Below are 18,360 nucleotides of genomic sequence, written 5' to 3'. Positions count from 1 at the left end.
ATAAATAATATACAATGGGAGACATAGTGACTGAATGGTCACTTCATTTGAATGGATGTTAGGTGGATGTTCTATGAAAGAAAAAAGCAGACTTATTATGGAAGCGGCCTTAGCGTTATTTGCTGAGGGAGGGTATCATGCCACCTCTATACAAGAAATCGTGGATAAGTGCAAAATGGCAAAGGGTTCCTTTTATAATTACTTTAAATCAAAGGACGAATTGCTGCTTTTTATATTTACTCATTTCTATGAATCAATCCAGGGTGAATTATCTTCTGTAGAAGGAGACGATTCCTTGGGTGAAAGAGCAAAATTTGCTAAGCAGCTATCTGTTCAAATAAACCGGATGCTTGAGAATACAGGTTTTATTAAGATGCTGATGAAAGAACATATGCACCATATTACTGAAGAACTGGATCAGTTTTTATTAATAATCCAAAAAGGGAATTTTTTATGGCTCCAAAAAAAGATCGAAAGCCTTTATCCTCAATTGAAGGAAGAGTATATTCCTGATTGTGCCATAATGATGGATGGCCTTTTTAAATCCTATATGTCTTTGAGTTTAATGGAAGGAAAGGCTGAATTTGACAGTGAAAGGCTCCCTGAATTTCTCTTGAATCGCCTGGATTCCATAGTGGAAGGACTGAAGGATGAACAGGGATCGCTTCTTAAGAATATTGCTTTTCCGAATGCCGCAGATACGGAGGATACCTTGACACTTCTTAGGGAAGCTGTAAATGAAGCGATTGAGTCGGTTATCTCCAGCGGGGGGGTTCATAGTCCCAGCAAGAAAAAAGAACTAGAAACACTTCAGGCTATAAAAAACGAATTGGAAAAAACATCTCCAAATTCAATTATTTTAGAAAGCCTTCTTTTGATGGCTGAAAAAATTAATGTGAAAAATTCATCGCTCCTTATATTGAGGAAGCGGCTTGAAAAATACCTTTATTAACCAGGCAGCATTAAGCTGTCTTTTTTTAGTGTGCCAGACATGCTGCTGAATAAACATAACCCTATTATTCAGGTTGTTGGAATATTTTTAATAGTTTGGGGTTTTTTAACAAAAAAGTTTATAATAATAAGCATTAGAACAAAGTGTTTTCTGAACAATAAGTAATGTTTTAAATACAAGGATTCTGGAAAGTGTTAGACATATACATTTTGAAAAGTAGAAAGTAGGCGGGACGATGAAGTGGAAAAAAGGATTGCTGATTTATAATCAAAATGCCGGCGGCGGGAAGCTTGAAAAGAATTTGGGAGAATGCCTGCCAGTCCTTTCGTGCAATATTGAGGAGTTTCTGGTTATTCAAACAAAAGAGGCCGGAGATGCAGAAAGGATATGCGGGGAATACGGTGAGGATATGGATGTAGTATTTGTCCTTGGAGGAGATGGGACGGTTCACGAATGTGTCAATGGTTTGTCTGTACTTAATAAGCGGCCGATCTTAGGTATTTTACCTGGGGGGACCTGCAATGACTTTTCAAGGACGCTTAATTTGCCGCAAAAAATTGGAAAAGCAGCTGAGGAAATGATGTCGGGCAGGATAAAGGAAGTGGATGTCGGCAGAGCCGGAGATAGGTATTTCTTGAACTTTTGGGGAATCGGACTTATTGCGGATACTTCGAGCAACATTGATGAACATGAGAAAAACCTTTTTGGGAAAATCGGCTATTTTTTAAGTGCCCTTCGGACGCTTGGAGATAATGAACCATTTTCCTTCACAATGGAGTATGACGGAAAAACGATAGAAGATGAAGCAATCATGATTCTTGTCCTCAACGGAAAGTACATTGGGACAAACCTGCTTCCATTTCCCCTGATCGATAGCCAGGATGGAGTAATGGATATCGTCATTTTAAAGAAATCAAACATAGGAGTATTCAAAGAACTTCTAGCCATGAAAAGGATGGCAGCTGAAAGCGCAGATCCTGATTCGGGTGTATGGTATCTTCAGGCGAGCGATATTAAAATTCAAACCTCCAAGGAGATGGAAGCAGATACAGATGGAGAAATTTATCTGAAAACACCTGCCGATATTCAAGTCCTGCAGAACCACCTGCCTATGCTGTGCGGCCCAGAAGCTTAATCTGCAGAGGTTTCATCGATGGTGGCGGTTACAATAAAATTAACATAAAGTTTACAGCATTCGTTTGTTCATTTTGTCCAGTTTTACGTTAAAATAGGAGATAACATATTTTAAAGTTTACGGGGGAACATAAATGATCTATCAAATGCATTTTGTGAAAGGCCTGCTTCATCCGGCATTAAGCAGATATCAATTAAAAGAGGCGGAAGCTGTGACCCGGTTTGGCCCTTCCTTGTTCATGCTGTATGCTGTCAGCTTGCTGGTTTATGGAGTGGGAGCTTATTATGGTTTAGGATCAGAGTCAATCTCCAAAGAGCTGACAAAGCTGACGCCAGGGGAATATGAAGCAGCGAAAATGCTGTTTTTATATGGAAAGCTGGCAGCGGGAGTTGTGTTTCCCTCTCTATTTTTCTTTGCTGCATCCTTGATTTACTGGATGTTTTTGGATATCCCATACATAAAGATTGTGATGGTCCAAATGATTGTATTCAGTTTATATCTGCTGGAAAAGCTGCTGCTTGTACCGATTTCCATTTACCTGAACGTAAACCAGGATGCAAACCCTTTTTCATTCGGGGTAATCAGCCAGCACTTTACTTCCAATGAGTATTTGATTCATTTATTTGGAAATATTACACTGTTCCAGCTTAGTATGCTTGCGCTAACCTGCTATTATTTGAAATTTTTGTCGGAAAAAAGCAGATTCATAGTTTGGCTGTCGGTTGCATTGGTTTTTATCATCACTTGGACAGCTGGGGCATTCCTCGCATATCTTGATGTTAGTGTGATTCTGTAAGGGGCTGTGGAGATTATGAAAACTAAGTACAAAACTATCATTCTATTGGCGGCATTATTATTTATGTGTATTAATGTGTATTTAATTGTAAAGGAAAACAGCAAAGTGGAAAGGACGCTCTTTGTCAGCAAATGGTCTTCTGTCAAAAAAGAGAATTTAACAAAATCCTTTCACACTGCTGGCGTAATAAAACCAAATAATGAATATCCGGTTTACTTTAACGGCGGGAACGGCAAGGAATTCCAGAAGTTTCTTGTTGAAGAAGGCGATGAAGTACGTGCAGGCACCGCACTTTTTCAATATACTTCTCCGGAAGCAGACAGAATCAAAAAAAATCTTGAAGCAGAAAAATCCCAGGCTGCAGGCGACATGAATGGGATTGATGCGTACATCAGCAAGCTTGAGAGTTATAAGGAAACCATTACAGCAGATATGCCTGTTACGGATGAAAATGCAGATATAAATAAGAACCTCAATCTTGCATCTGATGCCTCTAATCAGGCAATCCTAAGTGCAATTGAACAGGAAATTTATAAACAAGAATTAGAAAAGACCAAGCTTGAATCACGAATGAAAAGATTTGACGAACAGCTCGCCTTCATGGATGAACAAAGCAATACCGCAGCCGCAGCAAGCCAGGCGGATGGATTTGTGAAAAAAATCAATAAACATTTGAAAAATCCTATTCTTACAATTGCATCCAAGACACCTTCAGTAGAAGGTGTGCTATCAGAAAAAGAATTTAGAATGGCTAAAACAGGGATGATGATGACCATTAAATCACCGGAATTAAAAAGACCGCTTAAGGGAACAATCGTGAAAATTAATGCCTACCCTGTTAAGGAGCCTTCTGTCAATTCCAAAAATTCCTACCGTTTTAAAGGGAGCATAAAAGAAACCCAAAGAGAGCTTCCTATTGGTTCTAACGTTGCATTAACGGTCACAGCTAAAAATGCAAAAAGAGTATCAGCTATTGAAGAGGAAGCTGTGCATGTAAAAAAGCAGCCTCATGTTTATAAAATAAACCCAAAAGGGTATATAAATAACCAATATGTTGAATTAGGCCTTCGTTCTCAAGGGAAGCAGGAAATAAAAAGCGGTTTGACTGCTGGCGAATTTGCTGTAGTGTCACCATGTAAAACGCCTCAGGATCACAGTTTGTTTATTACTCCTATATTAGTCAGGGAAAATGGAGCCCCAGCTTATAAGAAAATTGCCAAGCACTTAACAATCCGCTATCTATTGACTGGTCTTTTGGAAAAATAGATCTTTATTAATGGTGTTGGGCATTTCCTCGTGCTGTACTTTAAGCGTGAGGAAATTTTTTTATTGAGGGCAGCGCCCAGAGGATTTTTAGCTGCGGCAGGAAATCCTGTCTGTTATCCAGCATTTTCTGCGGGGAGTTATAAACAAAAAGGATTTACAGATTTGCTTTTATAAGATAATATTTTATTATAATTCAATTTCCGCTTAATCTTGTTATTGAGAACGGGGGAACCAACTTTGCGGTGTATTCCGCTTGGGGTGAATTCTGACTTCAGAAAGGGCTAATGTGTGTTTCCGGGCCCTAACCCGACAGCTAACCTCGTCAGCGTCTTAAAGGGAACAGTATGTGAATTTCGTTCGCATGAAAAGACACCCTACGTGTCTTTTTTTTGAACCAAAAACAACTATTTGTTTCCCTTACCGAGACAAATTTCTTTTCCGCAATAGAATTTAACAGAAGGTGAGGATGTAGATGAAACGAATTGGTTTGGCTTGGCAAATATTTATAGGCCTGGTGATTGGAATTATTGTAGGGGCCATTTTTTATGGGAACTCTGACATAGCTAAATATTTGCAGCCTATTGGAGACATTTTTCTCCGTTTAATTAAAATGATTGTTGTACCGATTGTTATTTCAAGTATTATCATTGCTGTTGCAGGTGTCGGGGACATCAAACAGCTTGGGAAAATTGGCGGTAAAACGATTTTGTACTTTGAAATTATCACGACTGTCGCCATCTTATTAGGATTATTGTCGGCAAATATCTTCAAGCCGGGTGCCGGTGTAGATATGGGACACTTAAGTAAAACCGACATTAGCTCATATGTGGACACGGCAAAAACGACTGAACAGCATTCATTTGCTGATACAATCGTTAATATAGTTCCTGCGAACCCGATATCGGCGATCGCCAATGGAGATATGCTTGCCATTATCTTTTTTGCCTTGATGTTTGGTTTTGCGATTTCAGCCATAGGCGAAAAAGGGAAACCTGTGATTCGCTTCTTCCAGGGAACGGCAGATGCCATGTTTTATATGACAAACCAGATTATGAAAGTGGCGCCAGTGGGTGTATTTGCGCTTATCGGTGTAACAGTTTCCAAGTTTGGGCTTTCTTCACTTATACCATTAGGCAAGCTCATCATTACGGTGTATGGAACAATGTTTTTCTTTATAATAGTTGTGCTGGGACTTGTTGCAAAAATAGCAGGATTCAGTATTTTCAAATTAATTAAAACATTGAAGGAAGAGCTCATATTAGCATTTTCTACCGCGAGTTCTGAATCAGTGCTTCCTAAGCTTATGGAAAAAACGGAAAAGCTCGGCTGTCCGAAGCATATTTCCTCATTCGTTATTCCGACTGGATACTCATTCAACCTGGATGGTTCTACACTTTACCAATCGCTTGCTGCCATTTTCATTGCCCAGATGTATGGGATTGATTTGAGCATCACCAAGCAGATTTCATTGGTACTTGTCTTGATGGTTACTTCAAAAGGAATCGCAGGTGTTCCTGGAGTTTCATTCGTTGTTCTCCTGGCCACACTTGGTTCTGTAGGAATTCCGGTTGAAGGACTTGCATTTATTGCAGGTATTGACCGTATCCTGGATATGGGCCGTACCGTTGTAAACGTAATAGGAAATTCGTTGGCTGCGATTGTTATTTCGAAATGGGAAGGCAAATTCAATCCTAATAGAAATATGCAAGCGGCAGAGAAGGTTAACGGATAAATGTAAAAAAGCTCGTATCGCTTAATGGCGGTCCATCTTAGGATGGCCTGCATTAAGAGATGCGGGCTTTTTTTTGTTATGGCTGCTCCGTTCAGTCCGGGACCAGCGAGCCTTTGACCTGGATCCAAAGTAAAACTCCATCTTTTTATGTGCTGTATGTGGCTGTGAATCTGAGTCTGAACGCATAAGCAGAATGCGGAAATCTATCTTGGTGATGGATGCCCGGCTGCTTGGCTTTTACTGATAGTAAAACTGAGACAGAAATTGGCGGAAGCGCGTGCCCTCTTCATGCTGATATTTGGCAATGAAGTAGCTGCGGGCCACAGGAAGGGAAAGTTCATCTGTTAATACTTCTGAAAACCTGCCTTCTAGTAATTCCCTTCTGACGATAGAAGACGGCAAAAAGGAAATTCCGAGTCCTTCTTCAATAAATCGTTTGGTCACTTCAATCTGTGTCACGACCATTGTTTGGACATAAGCATATTTCTTCTTGATTTGTTTCAGCAGATCTCCCCAATATTCTGGGTGGTTATGAGTTAAAATCTTATGCTGCCGAAACAATTCCTCCATATCGACCGGCGGGCTGCTATCGCTATACCAGCCATCATGCGGAGCAATCATGATGACAGGATCCTCATAAAGCGGTGAACATGTTAACTCTGTGTGTACAATCAGCATTCTCGAAAGCCCGCAATCTGCTTGTCCCTCTAATACGGCAGCGGGGATATCCTTAGACTCCATAACCTGAATTTCCAAAGATATGTCAGGATTTAGGACCATGTATTTTTTCAGGATTGAGGGCATGACGGAAGAAGCAATTAATGGTGATATGGCAAGAGTCAGCTTGCGGGAGCGCCCTTGTTTGAAATCTTCCATATCCTCAATGCCTTCTTGGTGTATGTCAAGGAGCTTTTTTGCGTACGGCAGGAAGCGCCTTCCTTCTGCGGTCAGCTGAACCCTTCTCCCGATCCGCTCAAAGAGCTCGCTTCCTAAGTACTCTTCCATCAGTTTAATATGGACCGTAACGGAAGGCTGGGATATAAATAACTCTTCAGCAGTCATTCGGAAATTTTCATATTTTGCCGCAACTGTAAAGGTCTTAAGCCATTTTAAGTCCATAAGGAACCTCCTGATTAAAAAAAGTAATCAAATTTAGCATAAATTTTCAATATTTTCTATTAATTATACGGCTTATTATATAAGTAGAAAAGGAGGAGTTAAAATGAGTAAAGGGTTAAAGGGAATCATTGCTGCTGAAACATCTATAAGCATGATTGACGGGGAAAGGGGTCTGCTGATTTATCGTGGATTCGATGCTAAAGAATTGGCTCTGACAAGGTCATTTGAGGAATCGGCCTACCTGATATGGCATGGGGAATTGCCTGATGAAGGCCAGCTTGATGCGCTAAAGGTAAAGCTTAAGGAAAAGAGAATGCTGCAGCCTGAAACAATAGCAATGCTTCAGGCGTTGCCTGCAGATATGGAAATAATGGCGGCCATCCGCACAGTTATTTCATCCATGGGAACCCGGAACTTTAATGAAATGCCAGTTATAGAGCAGGCGATTGAACTAACAGCTGTCATTCCTTCCATTATTGCCTGGCGATATAGGGAAGGCAAAGGGTTATTGCAGATTGAACCTGATGAATCGCTCAATCATGTGGAGAACTTTCTCTATATGCTAACAGGGGAAAGGAGGCCGGGGGCCAAAAGGGAGGCTCTGGAGGCCTATATGATTTTGACGATGGAGCATGGAATGAATGCGTCGTCATTTGCGGCAAGGGTAATAGCATCGACAGAATCCGATTTAGCATCAGCTGTTACAGGTGCGGCGGGTGCCATGAAAGGCCCTTTGCACGGGGGCGCGCCGAGCGGGGTCATTGAATTATTAAATGAAATAGAGGCAGGAGGGGGGATAGAAAAAATACTCCGTCTTAAGCTAAATAATGGGGAAAAACTGATGGGTTTTGGACATAGAGTTTATAAAACAGCTGATCCAAGGGCGATTGCTTTACGTGAAATTGCCCAAAGAGTAAGCGGAAACAATTCTTGGCTTGAATTGGCTGTAGAAACGGAAGACTGTGCGGTTAAATTACTCAAGGAATATAAGCCTGGAAGAAACCTTTATGCGAATGTAGAATTTTATGCGGCTGCCGTTATGAAAGCAATAGGTATGGAAGACGAATTGTTTACTCCTGCATTTACAGCGGCTAGAATAACAGGGTGGACTGCTCATGTGATGGAGCAATGGTCAGATAATGCTATTTACCGGCCGGATGCGAGATATATAGGAGTAATTAAGGAAAAAGGATAAATGATTATAGCGATATTGAACATGAATGAAGAGTGTTTCGTGCATTGCATACGCCAGGGGGGTATGATAGTATTTTTGTAGAGGGAGGCTGTGCAATGAGTGAAAAAAACCCTAATGGACAAAGTGTGATGCCAGTAGACGGGGCAGCAGATTGCTGCACAGGGGAATCTTCCCGAAAGAGCCATCATTCTGACGCTGTTAAAAAGAGCCTGATAACCCGCTTGAACAGAGTGGAGGGTCAAATAAGGGGCATTAAAGGACTAATAGAAAAAGATACCTATTGTGATGATGTGATCACCCAAATCGCTGCCACTCAATCTGCTCTGAACGGTGTAGGAAAGCTTTTGCTAGAAGGCCATATGAAGAGCTGTGTGGTTGAAAGGATTCAAGAAGGCGACATGGAGGTCCTTGATGAGGTTCTTGTGACCATCCAGCGATTAATGAAGAAATAAGAAACCAATAGTCAGTACGGACAAGAAATGGCTATGTTCAGAGGGGATCAAAGAGCCTGATTTCCCTTAAGATGCCAGTGCTGATTACACTCATGAATCTTTTGAAAGCTTTCTGTCAGAGAAGGCTTTTTATTTTTGGCTCTCTAGAAAGCTGATATAGAGTCTGTTGTAAAGACGGGCAGGAGACCATGCGGCGAAAGCGAACTGGCAAGATTCCTTGAACAATAGAAGGCGGCTGTTCTTCTTTCACTGTTGCTGTCTGCCTAAGCCACATATCGCAGTCAGGAAAATTCCTATTCAAATTATGCAAAGGGGAAGTGTTTTTGGTAAAATAATCAATAATGAATTTTTTGGGCATTCTATTGGAAACAGGAGACAAATGCCAGTTCGGAGGGATAGTATGAAAAATGAAAGAAAAGACATTCTTTATATGCATGTGCAGGCTTCCGAACGATTTGTGATTTCCTATGGAATGAGCTTTCAGGAGTTTGTTTATTCCCTGCAGCATCCTCTAGCCAATCTTCTGCTGCTGAAGCATCAGTATGAAGATGGGGAATTTAATAGAAACACACTTTTGGATTATGTTCCAAGTGACAGTGTGATGAAGCTTCTTAAAGAGGATGTCAGCGAGTATGGAGATTTTTGCTGGATAGACTTTGAAGAAGAAGCAGCACTTGATGATATAGAAGATAAGGAACTTGCGGAGCTTCTGTTTTTGGGACACACCAAAAGCCATTTAAGGCCGCCCTTTTTCAGAAAGCTGAATAACCATTTTGCCTATCTTTCCCATGATGATGGATGGTTTAATAAAACATACTACAGATCGCTGGATACGTATTTTAAAATACTTGGAAACTTACTTTCCATTAAGCTTGAATCGCTTCGTGTCGAGCGGACATGGCTTGGCATCCGGAAAAAAAGCGAATATCCCCAAGTGCCGCTGGAGGTTTTCGAAAGCCTGGAGCCTCTTATGGGAGAGGGAATCGCCATTTCCCTGATTGGGGTGCAGCAGTCAAGGAACCGTATTGAAATCCCTATTTGGACTGTGGGCGATTATTTGAATATGGATGATATGATTGAAGCCTATACTGAGGCAAAAAATGAAAGCCCCCATGCACTTGTTGTGTATAACCGCAAAACTAAGGAATGGTCCGTAGTCCTGAAAAAACAATAATTTTTTATCAGGTGAAAGAACAGTCTGTAATACCTGCTGACAGAATTGGCGGCATAAGAAAATATGCAAACAGGGGCTGACTGCCCGCAAAGCCCGGTCTTATGTGACCGGGCTTTTTTGAGGTTATCCTCGGGCATGATGGTGAATGGCCGGCTAATGGAGGTATGTGTGTTTACGGAATTAATTTTAAAGGTAAACAGGTGTAGGCCGTGCCCCTTATTTCATAAAATAGTGGCAGGTCTTTATACTGTGAAAAAATGGTGGAATTAGAAAAAAGGAATAATAGAAATTTTATTTCTTTGCTTCAGAAAATGATACAATAGAAAAGTCAAATTTCCTCGCATGCATGACAGCTGCCCCTAATTTTGTTATTTAGCAAGCGTTAGGCCTTGCGCAAATGCTTACGAAGGAATATATTGCCTGAAAATTAATATTTGTCTTGAATAATGGAGGTTACTGGAATGAAAACAAAACTGGGTCTGCTTTATGGCGGAAAGTCTGCTGAACATAATGTTTCCCTGCAAACTGCGTATGCTGTCCTTAAAGCACTGGATTTAGAAAAGTTTGATATACATCCTATCTATATAACTGAAGAGGGACAATGGGTAAACGGCCCGCAGCTGACTGCTCCTGTAGAATCTGTGAAAGAATTGGCTTATGCTTCTGAACAAACTTTTTCGCCATTGGCGTTAAGTGCGGCGGCCGAGGCTGGAGAAAACCGGGAAGGCTATGATGTTATATTTCCGCTCCTTCATGGACCGAACGGAGAGGATGGAACTGTCCAGGGAATGCTTGAGCTGTTAAACATTCCTTATGTCGGGAATGGAGTTCTTGCCTCATCTGCTGGAATGGATAAAGTCATCATGAAAAATATCTTTGCTCAGGCCGGCCTTCCTCAAGTGAAGTACTCTTGGTTTGTGCGCACTCAATGGGAAAAGGACAAAGAAGGTGCATATCAGAAGGTTGAAGAGGAGCTTGGATATCCTTGCTTTGTAAAACCTGCCAATCTTGGATCCAGTGTCGGCATCAGCAAATGCACATCCAAGGAAGAGCTGGAAGCTGCCTTTATTGAAGCCTTCCAATTTGACCGCAAAATCATCGTGGAAGAAGGAGTTACAGCCAGGGAAGTGGAAATTGGTGTATTAGGCAACGATGAGCCCAAATGCTCTGTTGCAGGAGAAATCATTCCCAAAAAAGCCTTCTATGATTATAAAGCCAAGTATGAAGACGGTGAAACAGCCATGGTTATTCCAGCGGACATTTCAGAAGAGGAATACAGCAGCCTCAAGGAAATGGCCATTGATGCATTCAAATCACTTGATTGCTCGGGCCTTGTCCGTGCCGATTTCTTTTTGACTAAAGAAGGAGAATTTTATATTAATGAAGTGAATACAATGCCTGGTTTTACACCATTCAGCATGTTTCCGCTTTTATGGAAGCATACAGGCGTTGACTATCCTCAATTGATAGAAAACCTGGTTGAACTTGCCCGGCAGCGCCATGATGAAAAACAAAAAATAAAATATACTTTCTGACTTCGTATAAAGAGATACTTCCGTCAGCGGAAATCTTTCTGCCTGATAATGCGGGATATGAAGAGTAAAAAGAGCAGAAGCTGCGGTTATCCGACTGCTGGCTTCTGCTTGCTTTGTTTTCTGATAGCATCACAGGGTTAAAATTTTAAGGAGGCGCAAGAATGATTAGACGAAGCTTGAAACGTGTTCATGAAATGGCAGGAGGCCTGAATGTACTGGAAAATTTCCAGGATGCCGAGATTTGCGGCGTTTCAATTGATTCGAGGAATATTGAAAAAAACAATTTGTTTATTCCACTGAACGGCGAGAATGTTAATGGCCACCAGTATGTTGAAGGAGCTATAAAAAATGGGGCAGCAGCTTCATTGTGGGAAAAGGGCGTACCGAATCCGCCTGTTGGGCTTCCTCTGATTATCGTGGAAGATGCATTGGCTGCCCTGCAGCAGCTGGCAAAAGAGTATCGCAGCGAGCTTTCACTTAAGGTGGTAGGTGTGACAGGCTCAAACGGCAAGACCACAACAAAGGATATGACGGCAAGCCTGCTTCAGACCCGATACAAAGTTCATAAAACAAGCGGCAATTTTAATAACCATATTGGTCTGCCGTTAACGATTTTATCCATGGGTGAAGATACAGAAGCGGCTGTGCTTGAGATGGGCATGAGCGCAAGGGGAGAAATCAAACTGCTCTCCGAAATAGGGCGCCCGGATGTTGCGGTTATTACCAATATCGGCGAGTCTCACTTATTGGATCTGGGATCGAGAGAAGAAATCGCGAATGCCAAGCTTGAAATCCTTTCAGGCCTTTCAGAAGACGGGGTATTAATTTACCATGGAGATGAACCTTTACTAAGTGACCGGATTAAAGCTGAATTCCCGAAAGTTCGAGTTCTTTCGTTCGGCCGTTCTGAGAATAATGACATGTTCCCTATATCGATTACTCAGGAAAAGGACAGCACATCATTCACATTAAATAGTCATCCAGATGCAGTGATGACCATCCCTGTACTTGGAAACCACAATGTTCTGAATGCCATGGCATCAATGCTTGCAGCAAAAGAGGCGGGAGTTCCTGAAGCATCCATGCAGTCAGGAATGGACGAAATCCGTTTAACAAACATGAGGATGGAAATGGTCGAAGGAGCAAGGGGAGAAAAAATCATCAATGATGCTTATAATGCCAGCCCTACTTCGATGAAAGCAGCCATAGAGCTAATGGAAGGGATGTCAGGATTCAGGAAGAAAATCCTTGTGCTTGGTGACATGCTGGAATTAGGAGAGCAGGAAGGCGATTATCACCGGAAAATCGGTGAACAGATTTCAGCCGAAAAAATTGATCAAGTATTTACATTCGGTCCATTAGCCGAAAAAATCAGCGAAGGGGCTTTGACTGTTTTTTCAAAAGAAAATGTTTTTGCTTTTCAGGATAAAAGCGAGCTGATAGAGGAGCTTAAAAAGCATACGGACACTAACGATCTAATTTTAGTTAAGGCTTCAAGGGGAATGAAGCTGGAACAAGTGGTATCGGCACTTCAATAAAACATCAAGATAAGCAGCAAAACTACATGAAAGTAAAGATGAAGCTGCCCCTGGCAATGTGTCAGGGGTTTTTTCGCGCAATAAATCAGGTAAACTGATTTTTAAAACGATGTTATTTTGGGCGGTATTCCGGGCAATACTTAAGTAGGAACATTTTTATGGCGGCGGGGTTCAAAATAAGCAGCAAAAATCTTCCGGATAGACATGTTTTACTCACCTGAGGCTACATGTCTAGTATAAATCTGCTGAATTTTCCTGTTTTCCGGGAATTCAGAGTAAATAATCGCTGATGTATGGAATAGAGTATAGTAGAAAGAAACCTGTAATGTAAATTTAATGCAATGTGAAGATATCCTTTATTGCATTAGGGCGCTTAAGGTGGTAACATACAGTATGTGATTGCGTGTCATTGAATCGATGATAGCTGTATGTGTATAATCATCTTTGCAAAAGACACAAATCAATGAAAGAGAGTTTACTGTTCCTTTTGAGAGAATTTCTGTTAAATTTCTTCATTGTTTGTGAAGAATTCTGTACTTTTAGATAAAATAGGCCGCGCGTCTTGAAACCATATAAAAGCTGCCAGTGTGGCGGCTTTAGTTGCTAATAGGAAAGTCCGGCGTGACTGAGAAGTACTTCTTGGCCAGGCTGCCTCACAAGCCGATTGCTATACCGGCAGGGAGTTATTCTTTATAGGATGATGAACTGCCTGTATCCGCAGCGATATACTCTTGTGATTCTTTTCCACTTCCGCACCCCTCAACGCATAAGGGCCTGTTTTTTGTAAGAGCCTGGTTTCTTCCGGGTTTCCATGCAGCTTCGCAAGCTATGACTTCTGCTGAAAGAAGAAAGGTGCAGCAGCCCTCACCTAATAACCGGCTATCTGCCGCGTATTGCTACTTTGACATTTCCGTTTTTTTGAATTTAATTTTGGTTACATGTACTATTAAAAGGGCGATAATTTATATTTGGAGCCGGCGTTTTTGATTTTTCCTGCGCTTGTTTATGTACAATATGTTTTTCTTTTTAATAAATCATCATTGAGTTCATTATTTTTTTATTGTAGTCATTCTTTTAGGCGGTAATGAGAAAACTTTTCTTAAGGGTAAATTAATTATGCACTTATAATGCAGATCGCATTGTGCTGTTATTCAACTGTCGTGGGCAAGAAAGTGATTTGCTTATGATAAATTACATGATAAAAAAGGAGTACGACAATTTTGACTTTGTTTAGTGAATTAGGTTTAGACAGAACATCCATGAAATCGATTGAAAAAATGGGATTTGAAGAAGCGAGCCCGATCCAGGCGCAGACAATTCCTTTGGCTCTTGAAGGAAAAGATCTAATCGGCCAGGCGCAGACTGGTACGGGAAAAACAGCTGCATTTGGTATTCCTCTAATTGAAAAAATAGATATTAAAGATGATCACGTACAGGGAATCGTAATAGCACCAACGCGTGAACTGGCAATCCAGGTATCTGAAGAGCTTTATAAGCTTGGATACGGCAAGCGTGCACGTGTTATGGCTGTATACGGAGGACAGGACATCGACCGTCAAATCCGCGCCCTGAAGAAACACCCGCATATCATTGTTGGGACACCGGGACGCCTGCTTGACCACATCAAACGCAAAAACATCCGCCTTGGCGATGTTCATACAGTGGTACTTGATGAAGCAGATGAAATGCTGAACATGGGATTCATCGAAGATATCGAATCAATCCTTTCAAATGTTCCTGAAGAAAGACAAACACTTCTTTTCTCTGCTACAATGCCTGAACCAATCCGTAAAATTGCGGAAAGATTCATGAATGAGCCGACAATTGTCCGTGTTAAAGCAAAAGAAATGACTGTTTCTAAAATTGAACAATTCTACGTGGAATTAAGAGAAAGCGAAAAGTTCGACACTCTTGCTCGTTTGCTTGATATCCAGACACCTGAGCTTGCAATCGTATTCGGACGCACTAAGCGCCGTGTGGATGAGCTTGCTTCTGCTTTGACAATCCGCGGATACATGGCTGAAGGAATCCATGGTGACTTGAGCCAGGCAAAACGCCTTTCTGTTTTGAAAAAGTTCAAAGAAGGCAGCATTGATGTGCTTGTGGCAACTGATGTAGCAGCCCGCGGACTTGATATCTCAGGCGTTACACATGTATATAACTTCGATATTCCTCAAGATCCTGAGAGCTATGTCCACCGTATTGGGCGTACAGGAAGAGCTGGAAAACACGGAGTTGCCATCACTTTTGTAACACCAAGAGAAAGAGGGCAGCTTCATGCTGTTGAACATACGACAAAGAAACGCATGGAGAAAATGAAAACTCCTACGCTGACAGAAGCATTAGAAGGACAGCAAAAAGCTGTTACTGAAAAAATCGTCAATACAGTGGAAAATGAAGATTTATCCCTGTACTTGAGCCAGGCAGAAGAGTTGCTTCAGAAGCATAGTGCAGTAGATTTGGTTGCTGCTGTGCTTAAGTCCATGACAAAAGAACCGGACAGCACTCCAGTTAAACTTACTGAAGAAGCGCCAATGCCGATGAAACGCGACCGCAGCCGTTTCGGCAACAGCAACAACAGACAGCGCAACGGAAGAGGAACATCCGGCAAAAAAGAATACAGCAACAAGAGAACAAATAACCGCAAGCCAAGCGGCAGCTCTAATGGAAACCGCAGCACAGGGCAAAAAAGGGAACAGTTCAATAAATAAGCTCCGTTAGCTTATTTATTTCAGGCCGCCAGCCTGACTGGTACAGCTTGAGCTGATGGAAGCATCACTTATGAACAAACTAAGGATCACTCATCAAGGACGACTCAGCAGAGATGTATATGGATTGATAATCTGTATGCATCTTATGAGCCTGTCTTACTGGGGATCCTTTTTTTATTGAAGTAATATGTAAATGGAAACACTTAACGCGGTTTTAAAGCTATGCGACAGGATTGAATGAACTGGGTTTTTTTATCATCCAAGGCGTTTACGCTCTTTTAAAAAAAGGGCTGCCAATAGAAAACCGCCGGCAAGTCCGCCTAAATGACCGATGCCATTTACTTCAGGCTGAATGAATGAAGCGATGACAGATACGATTATGAACGTGTAAAATATGGATGGCTGCCGCATGGGGATAATATCTCTTCTTGCAAGTGCTGAATAAAGGTAAAATCCTAAAATGCCAAAAATGGCGCCGCTTGCACCAGTGTGTGTATAGGTGAGCGGCCTGCATAAAAAAGTGGCCATGTTGGACATTATTCCTGATAACAGGAATAATAGCGTGAACTTTAAGCTGCCGAGAGTGCGCTCTGCCTTTGGTCCGAGGAGGGCGAGGGAAAAGCTGTTGAAAAGCAAGTGCCCCAAAGAAGTGTGAAGGAATATCGGGGTCAGCAGTCTCCACAGCTGCCCATTTCTAATGAAAAGATTGACGCCAGCCAGCTTTTGAAAAATAAGCAATCCAGGCATTGCTGGTATCAGAATAACAATAAACACTAGTCCTATCAGAGTGAGTATGCCGGTGACAGCAGGGCTGATTCCGGAAGGCTGCAGATTAAGAGCTGTTTTTTTATACAATTCAATCATTCCTTTAAAATAAATGTTTGTTTGAAATTTATATGCCAGGCATGCCCTGGGTAGAAGGGAGCGGAAACAGAATGATAAAAGGAATTGGAATGGATATCATTGAAATATCAAGGATCGCAAAGCTTGCTGAAGCGCATCCGAAGTTTCCAGAACGGATTTTGGCGGGCGGCGAATTAAAAAGGTTTTCTGAATTAAAGGATAAAAGGAAAATGGAGTTTCTTGCCGGCCGGTTTTCTGCAAAAGAAGCATTTTCAAAGGCTTATGGTACTGGCATCGGAAAAGAACTCTCATTTTTGGATATGGAAATTTCTTATGATTCAAAGGGAAAGCCCATCTTCATAGCTCCTATATCCACGGGTGTGCATCTTTCAATTACACATAGCTCAGAATATGCAGCGGCCCAGGTTGTTATTGAAGAATCAGAATAGGGAATCCCGGTGAAAAAGCATGGGGTAATAAATGGCCAGGCCCCTTCATATACTTTTATTGCTATAGGGAGACAAGGCCCGGTATAAGGTACATTGCAGGAAAAGCGCTCTCGAAAAATGTGAATGCCTTCCGGAAAGAAGACATTCAAAACTGTGAAGACCCCAATCATCCTGCCGAGAAAAACGTTGCCTCAATGTCTGGATCCTGCCTTTTCCTCTCCCTTTTTAAGTTCAATAAAAAAAGGGGTTGAAAAGATGAAGAAAGTGCTTGTGCTTTTCACTGGGCTATTGCTCGTGTTTGCTCTTTCTGGCTGCGGTCAAAAATCGCAGGAAGACGTGGTAAGTGCCTTGAACGAGAAGCTTACTGACATGAAGGGGTATAAAGCGAATGCAAAAATGACGCTTGAAATGGGAACAGAGCCACAGGTTTACAATGTTGTTATCTGGCATAAAGATCCTTCTTTTTACAGAGTGAATCTGAAAAACAGCCAAAAGGAACAGAGCCAGATGATTCTGCGCAACAATGAAGGAGTGTATGTCCTGACTCCTGCTTTGAACAAAAGCTTTAAATTTCAGAGCGAGTGGCCGGAAAACAGCAGCCAGGCATATCTTTATGAGTCATTGGTGAAGGATATTATTGAGGATAAAAATGCTTCCTTCAAAACGGTAGATAATCATTATATTTTTGAGACGAAAACGCGTTATCAGAATAACAAAATGCTTCCTTATCAGGAAATCACCCTAAATAAAAAAGACCTGTCTCCGGTACAGGTAAAGGTCATGGATCCGGACCATAAGACCCTGGTCACTGTGAAGTTTTCAAATGTAAAGTTTGGAACCACCTTTGATAAAGACGCTTTTGATATGAAGAAAAATATGACAAGCGCCCAATTGGAGGTTCCTGTAATGGGCAATGTCGGGGACGGCAGTTTTTCTGTCAAATATCCGGCGGATCTATCTGGATCCAGTTTGATAGAAGAAAAGAAAATTGATGCAGAAAATGGGAAACGGGTTGTTTTAACATACGAAGGCAATAAGAACTTTACGCTGGTGCAGGAGAAAGCAGAAGTGATGGAAACGACCATTGTTCCGACTGATATGAATGGAGAGCCTGTTGATCTGGGCTATACAGTTGGAGCAATGTCTGCACACTCACTTGCCTGGACGCATGATGGAGTGGATTATACGCTTGTTTCTGAAGACCTCTCTAAACAAGAAATGGTCACAATCGCAGAATCTGTTGGCGGAGATTCTGTTAAGTAATTTAAAAGCCTATACATGCAAATGATCTAGCGGGAATTTTGCCGTCTGGAAATTCGCAAAACTAATTTCTCCCGGCCCTTGTGCAGCGGAAAGGTATTTTTCTGTTCCCTGCTTTCCAAGTGCCGGTTTTTTAGATTTAATGATGCCTCACCGACTCATTTTCTGCATGTCCAATCCGCTCAAATTGGAGGACCCTTCTT

At 41.6% G+C, this 18,360-nt stretch carries 15 protein-coding genes and 1 riboswitch; of the genes, 13 read left to right on the top strand and 2 right to left on the bottom strand.

All coding sequences use genetic code 11. From position 1 onward, the window contains the following. Positions 1–73 precede the first annotated feature (73 nt). From BIV59_RS13575 to BIV59_RS13555, 5 genes are all read left to right on the top strand, one after another. The gene (locus BIV59_RS13575) at positions 74–952 is read left to right on the top strand and encodes a TetR/AcrR family transcriptional regulator (protein ID WP_071352025.1); all 879 of its coding nucleotides are present in this window, start codon (positions 74–76) and stop codon (positions 950–952) included. 235 nt (positions 953–1,187) lie between these two features. Continuing rightward, a complete protein-coding gene (locus BIV59_RS13570; protein WP_071352024.1) occupies positions 1,188–2,087 on the top strand; it encodes a diacylglycerol/lipid kinase family protein in 900 nt (299 codons plus the stop codon). Positions 2,088–2,220: 133 nt separating this feature from the next. After that, positions 2,221–2,883 (top strand): hypothetical protein, encoded by a 663-nt coding sequence (locus tag BIV59_RS13565; RefSeq protein WP_071352023.1) that lies wholly within the window; start codon positions 2,221–2,223, stop codon positions 2,881–2,883. 15 nt (positions 2,884–2,898) lie between these two features. Then, complete coding sequence (locus BIV59_RS13560; RefSeq protein WP_071352022.1) at positions 2,899–4,149, top strand: efflux RND transporter periplasmic adaptor subunit; 1,251 nt, start codon at positions 2,899–2,901, stop codon at positions 4,147–4,149. 191 nt (positions 4,150–4,340) lie between these two features. Beyond that, positions 4,341–4,492, top strand: a riboswitch (cyclic di-AMP (ydaO/yuaA leader). Positions 4,493–4,621: 129 nt separating this feature from the next. After that, on the top strand, positions 4,622–5,881 hold the full coding sequence (locus BIV59_RS13555; protein WP_071352021.1) for a cation:dicarboxylate symporter family transporter: 1,260 nt from the start codon (positions 4,622–4,624) through the stop codon (positions 5,879–5,881). A gap of 237 nt (positions 5,882–6,118) precedes the next feature. On the opposite strand, the gene BIV59_RS13550 is transcribed toward BIV59_RS13555, so the two are convergent. After that, positions 6,119–7,000, bottom strand: coding sequence for a LysR family transcriptional regulator (locus tag BIV59_RS13550; protein ID WP_071352020.1), 882 nt, complete (start codon positions 6,998–7,000; stop codon positions 6,119–6,121). 103 nt (positions 7,001–7,103) lie between these two features. On the opposite strand from BIV59_RS13550, the gene BIV59_RS13545 reads away from it, so the two are divergent. The 6 genes from BIV59_RS13545 to cshA all read left to right on the top strand — a co-directional run bounded on the left by BIV59_RS13545 (position 7,104) and on the right by cshA (position 15,605). Then, positions 7,104–8,195 (top strand): citrate synthase/methylcitrate synthase, encoded by a 1,092-nt coding sequence (locus BIV59_RS13545; RefSeq protein WP_071352019.1) that lies wholly within the window; start codon positions 7,104–7,106, stop codon positions 8,193–8,195. 128 nt (positions 8,196–8,323) lie between these two features. Continuing rightward, positions 8,324–8,647 (top strand): metal-sensitive transcriptional regulator, encoded by a 324-nt coding sequence (locus BIV59_RS13540; protein WP_240501906.1) that lies wholly within the window; start codon positions 8,324–8,326, stop codon positions 8,645–8,647. A 400-nt stretch (positions 8,648–9,047) separates the two neighbouring features. Next, on the top strand, positions 9,048–9,821 hold the full coding sequence (locus BIV59_RS13530; protein ID WP_071352016.1) for a hypothetical protein: 774 nt from the start codon (positions 9,048–9,050) through the stop codon (positions 9,819–9,821). Between the two features lie 461 nt (positions 9,822–10,282). Beyond that, on the top strand, positions 10,283–11,356 hold the full coding sequence (locus BIV59_RS13525) for a D-alanine--D-alanine ligase (RefSeq protein ID WP_071352015.1): 1,074 nt from the start codon (positions 10,283–10,285) through the stop codon (positions 11,354–11,356). Positions 11,357–11,517: 161 nt separating this feature from the next. Then, complete coding sequence (locus BIV59_RS13520; protein WP_071352014.1) at positions 11,518–12,894, top strand: UDP-N-acetylmuramoyl-tripeptide--D-alanyl-D-alanine ligase; 1,377 nt, start codon at positions 11,518–11,520, stop codon at positions 12,892–12,894. A gap of 1,220 nt (positions 12,895–14,114) precedes the next feature. Continuing rightward, positions 14,115–15,605, top strand: coding sequence for a degradosome RNA helicase CshA (gene cshA, locus BIV59_RS13515; protein WP_071352013.1), 1,491 nt, complete (start codon positions 14,115–14,117; stop codon positions 15,603–15,605). 255 nt (positions 15,606–15,860) lie between these two features. Here the strand turns inward: cshA and BIV59_RS13510 are convergent, their stop codons facing one another. Next, positions 15,861–16,460 (bottom strand): rhomboid family intramembrane serine protease, encoded by a 600-nt coding sequence (locus BIV59_RS13510; protein WP_170846154.1) that lies wholly within the window; start codon positions 16,458–16,460, stop codon positions 15,861–15,863. Positions 16,461–16,540: 80 nt separating this feature from the next. Between BIV59_RS13510 and acpS the strand changes: the two genes are divergently transcribed. Both acpS and BIV59_RS13500 read left to right on the top strand, forming a co-directional pair. Beyond that, positions 16,541–16,897, top strand: coding sequence for a holo-ACP synthase (gene acpS, locus BIV59_RS13505; protein ID WP_071352011.1), 357 nt, complete (start codon positions 16,541–16,543; stop codon positions 16,895–16,897). A gap of 255 nt (positions 16,898–17,152) precedes the next feature. Beyond that, positions 17,153–18,160: a LolA family protein gene (locus BIV59_RS13500; RefSeq protein ID WP_071352040.1), complete on the top strand. Its 1,008-nt coding sequence runs from the start codon at positions 17,153–17,155 to the stop codon at positions 18,158–18,160. Positions 18,161–18,360 lie beyond the last annotated feature (200 nt).

Source organism: Bacillus sp. MUM 13 (assembly GCF_001866725.1).
Lineage (GTDB): Bacteria > Bacillota > Bacilli > Bacillales > DSM-1321 > Peribacillus.
The sequence above is the reverse complement of the archived record's forward strand: the minus strand, read 5'-3'. Positions and strand labels throughout refer to the sequence as shown.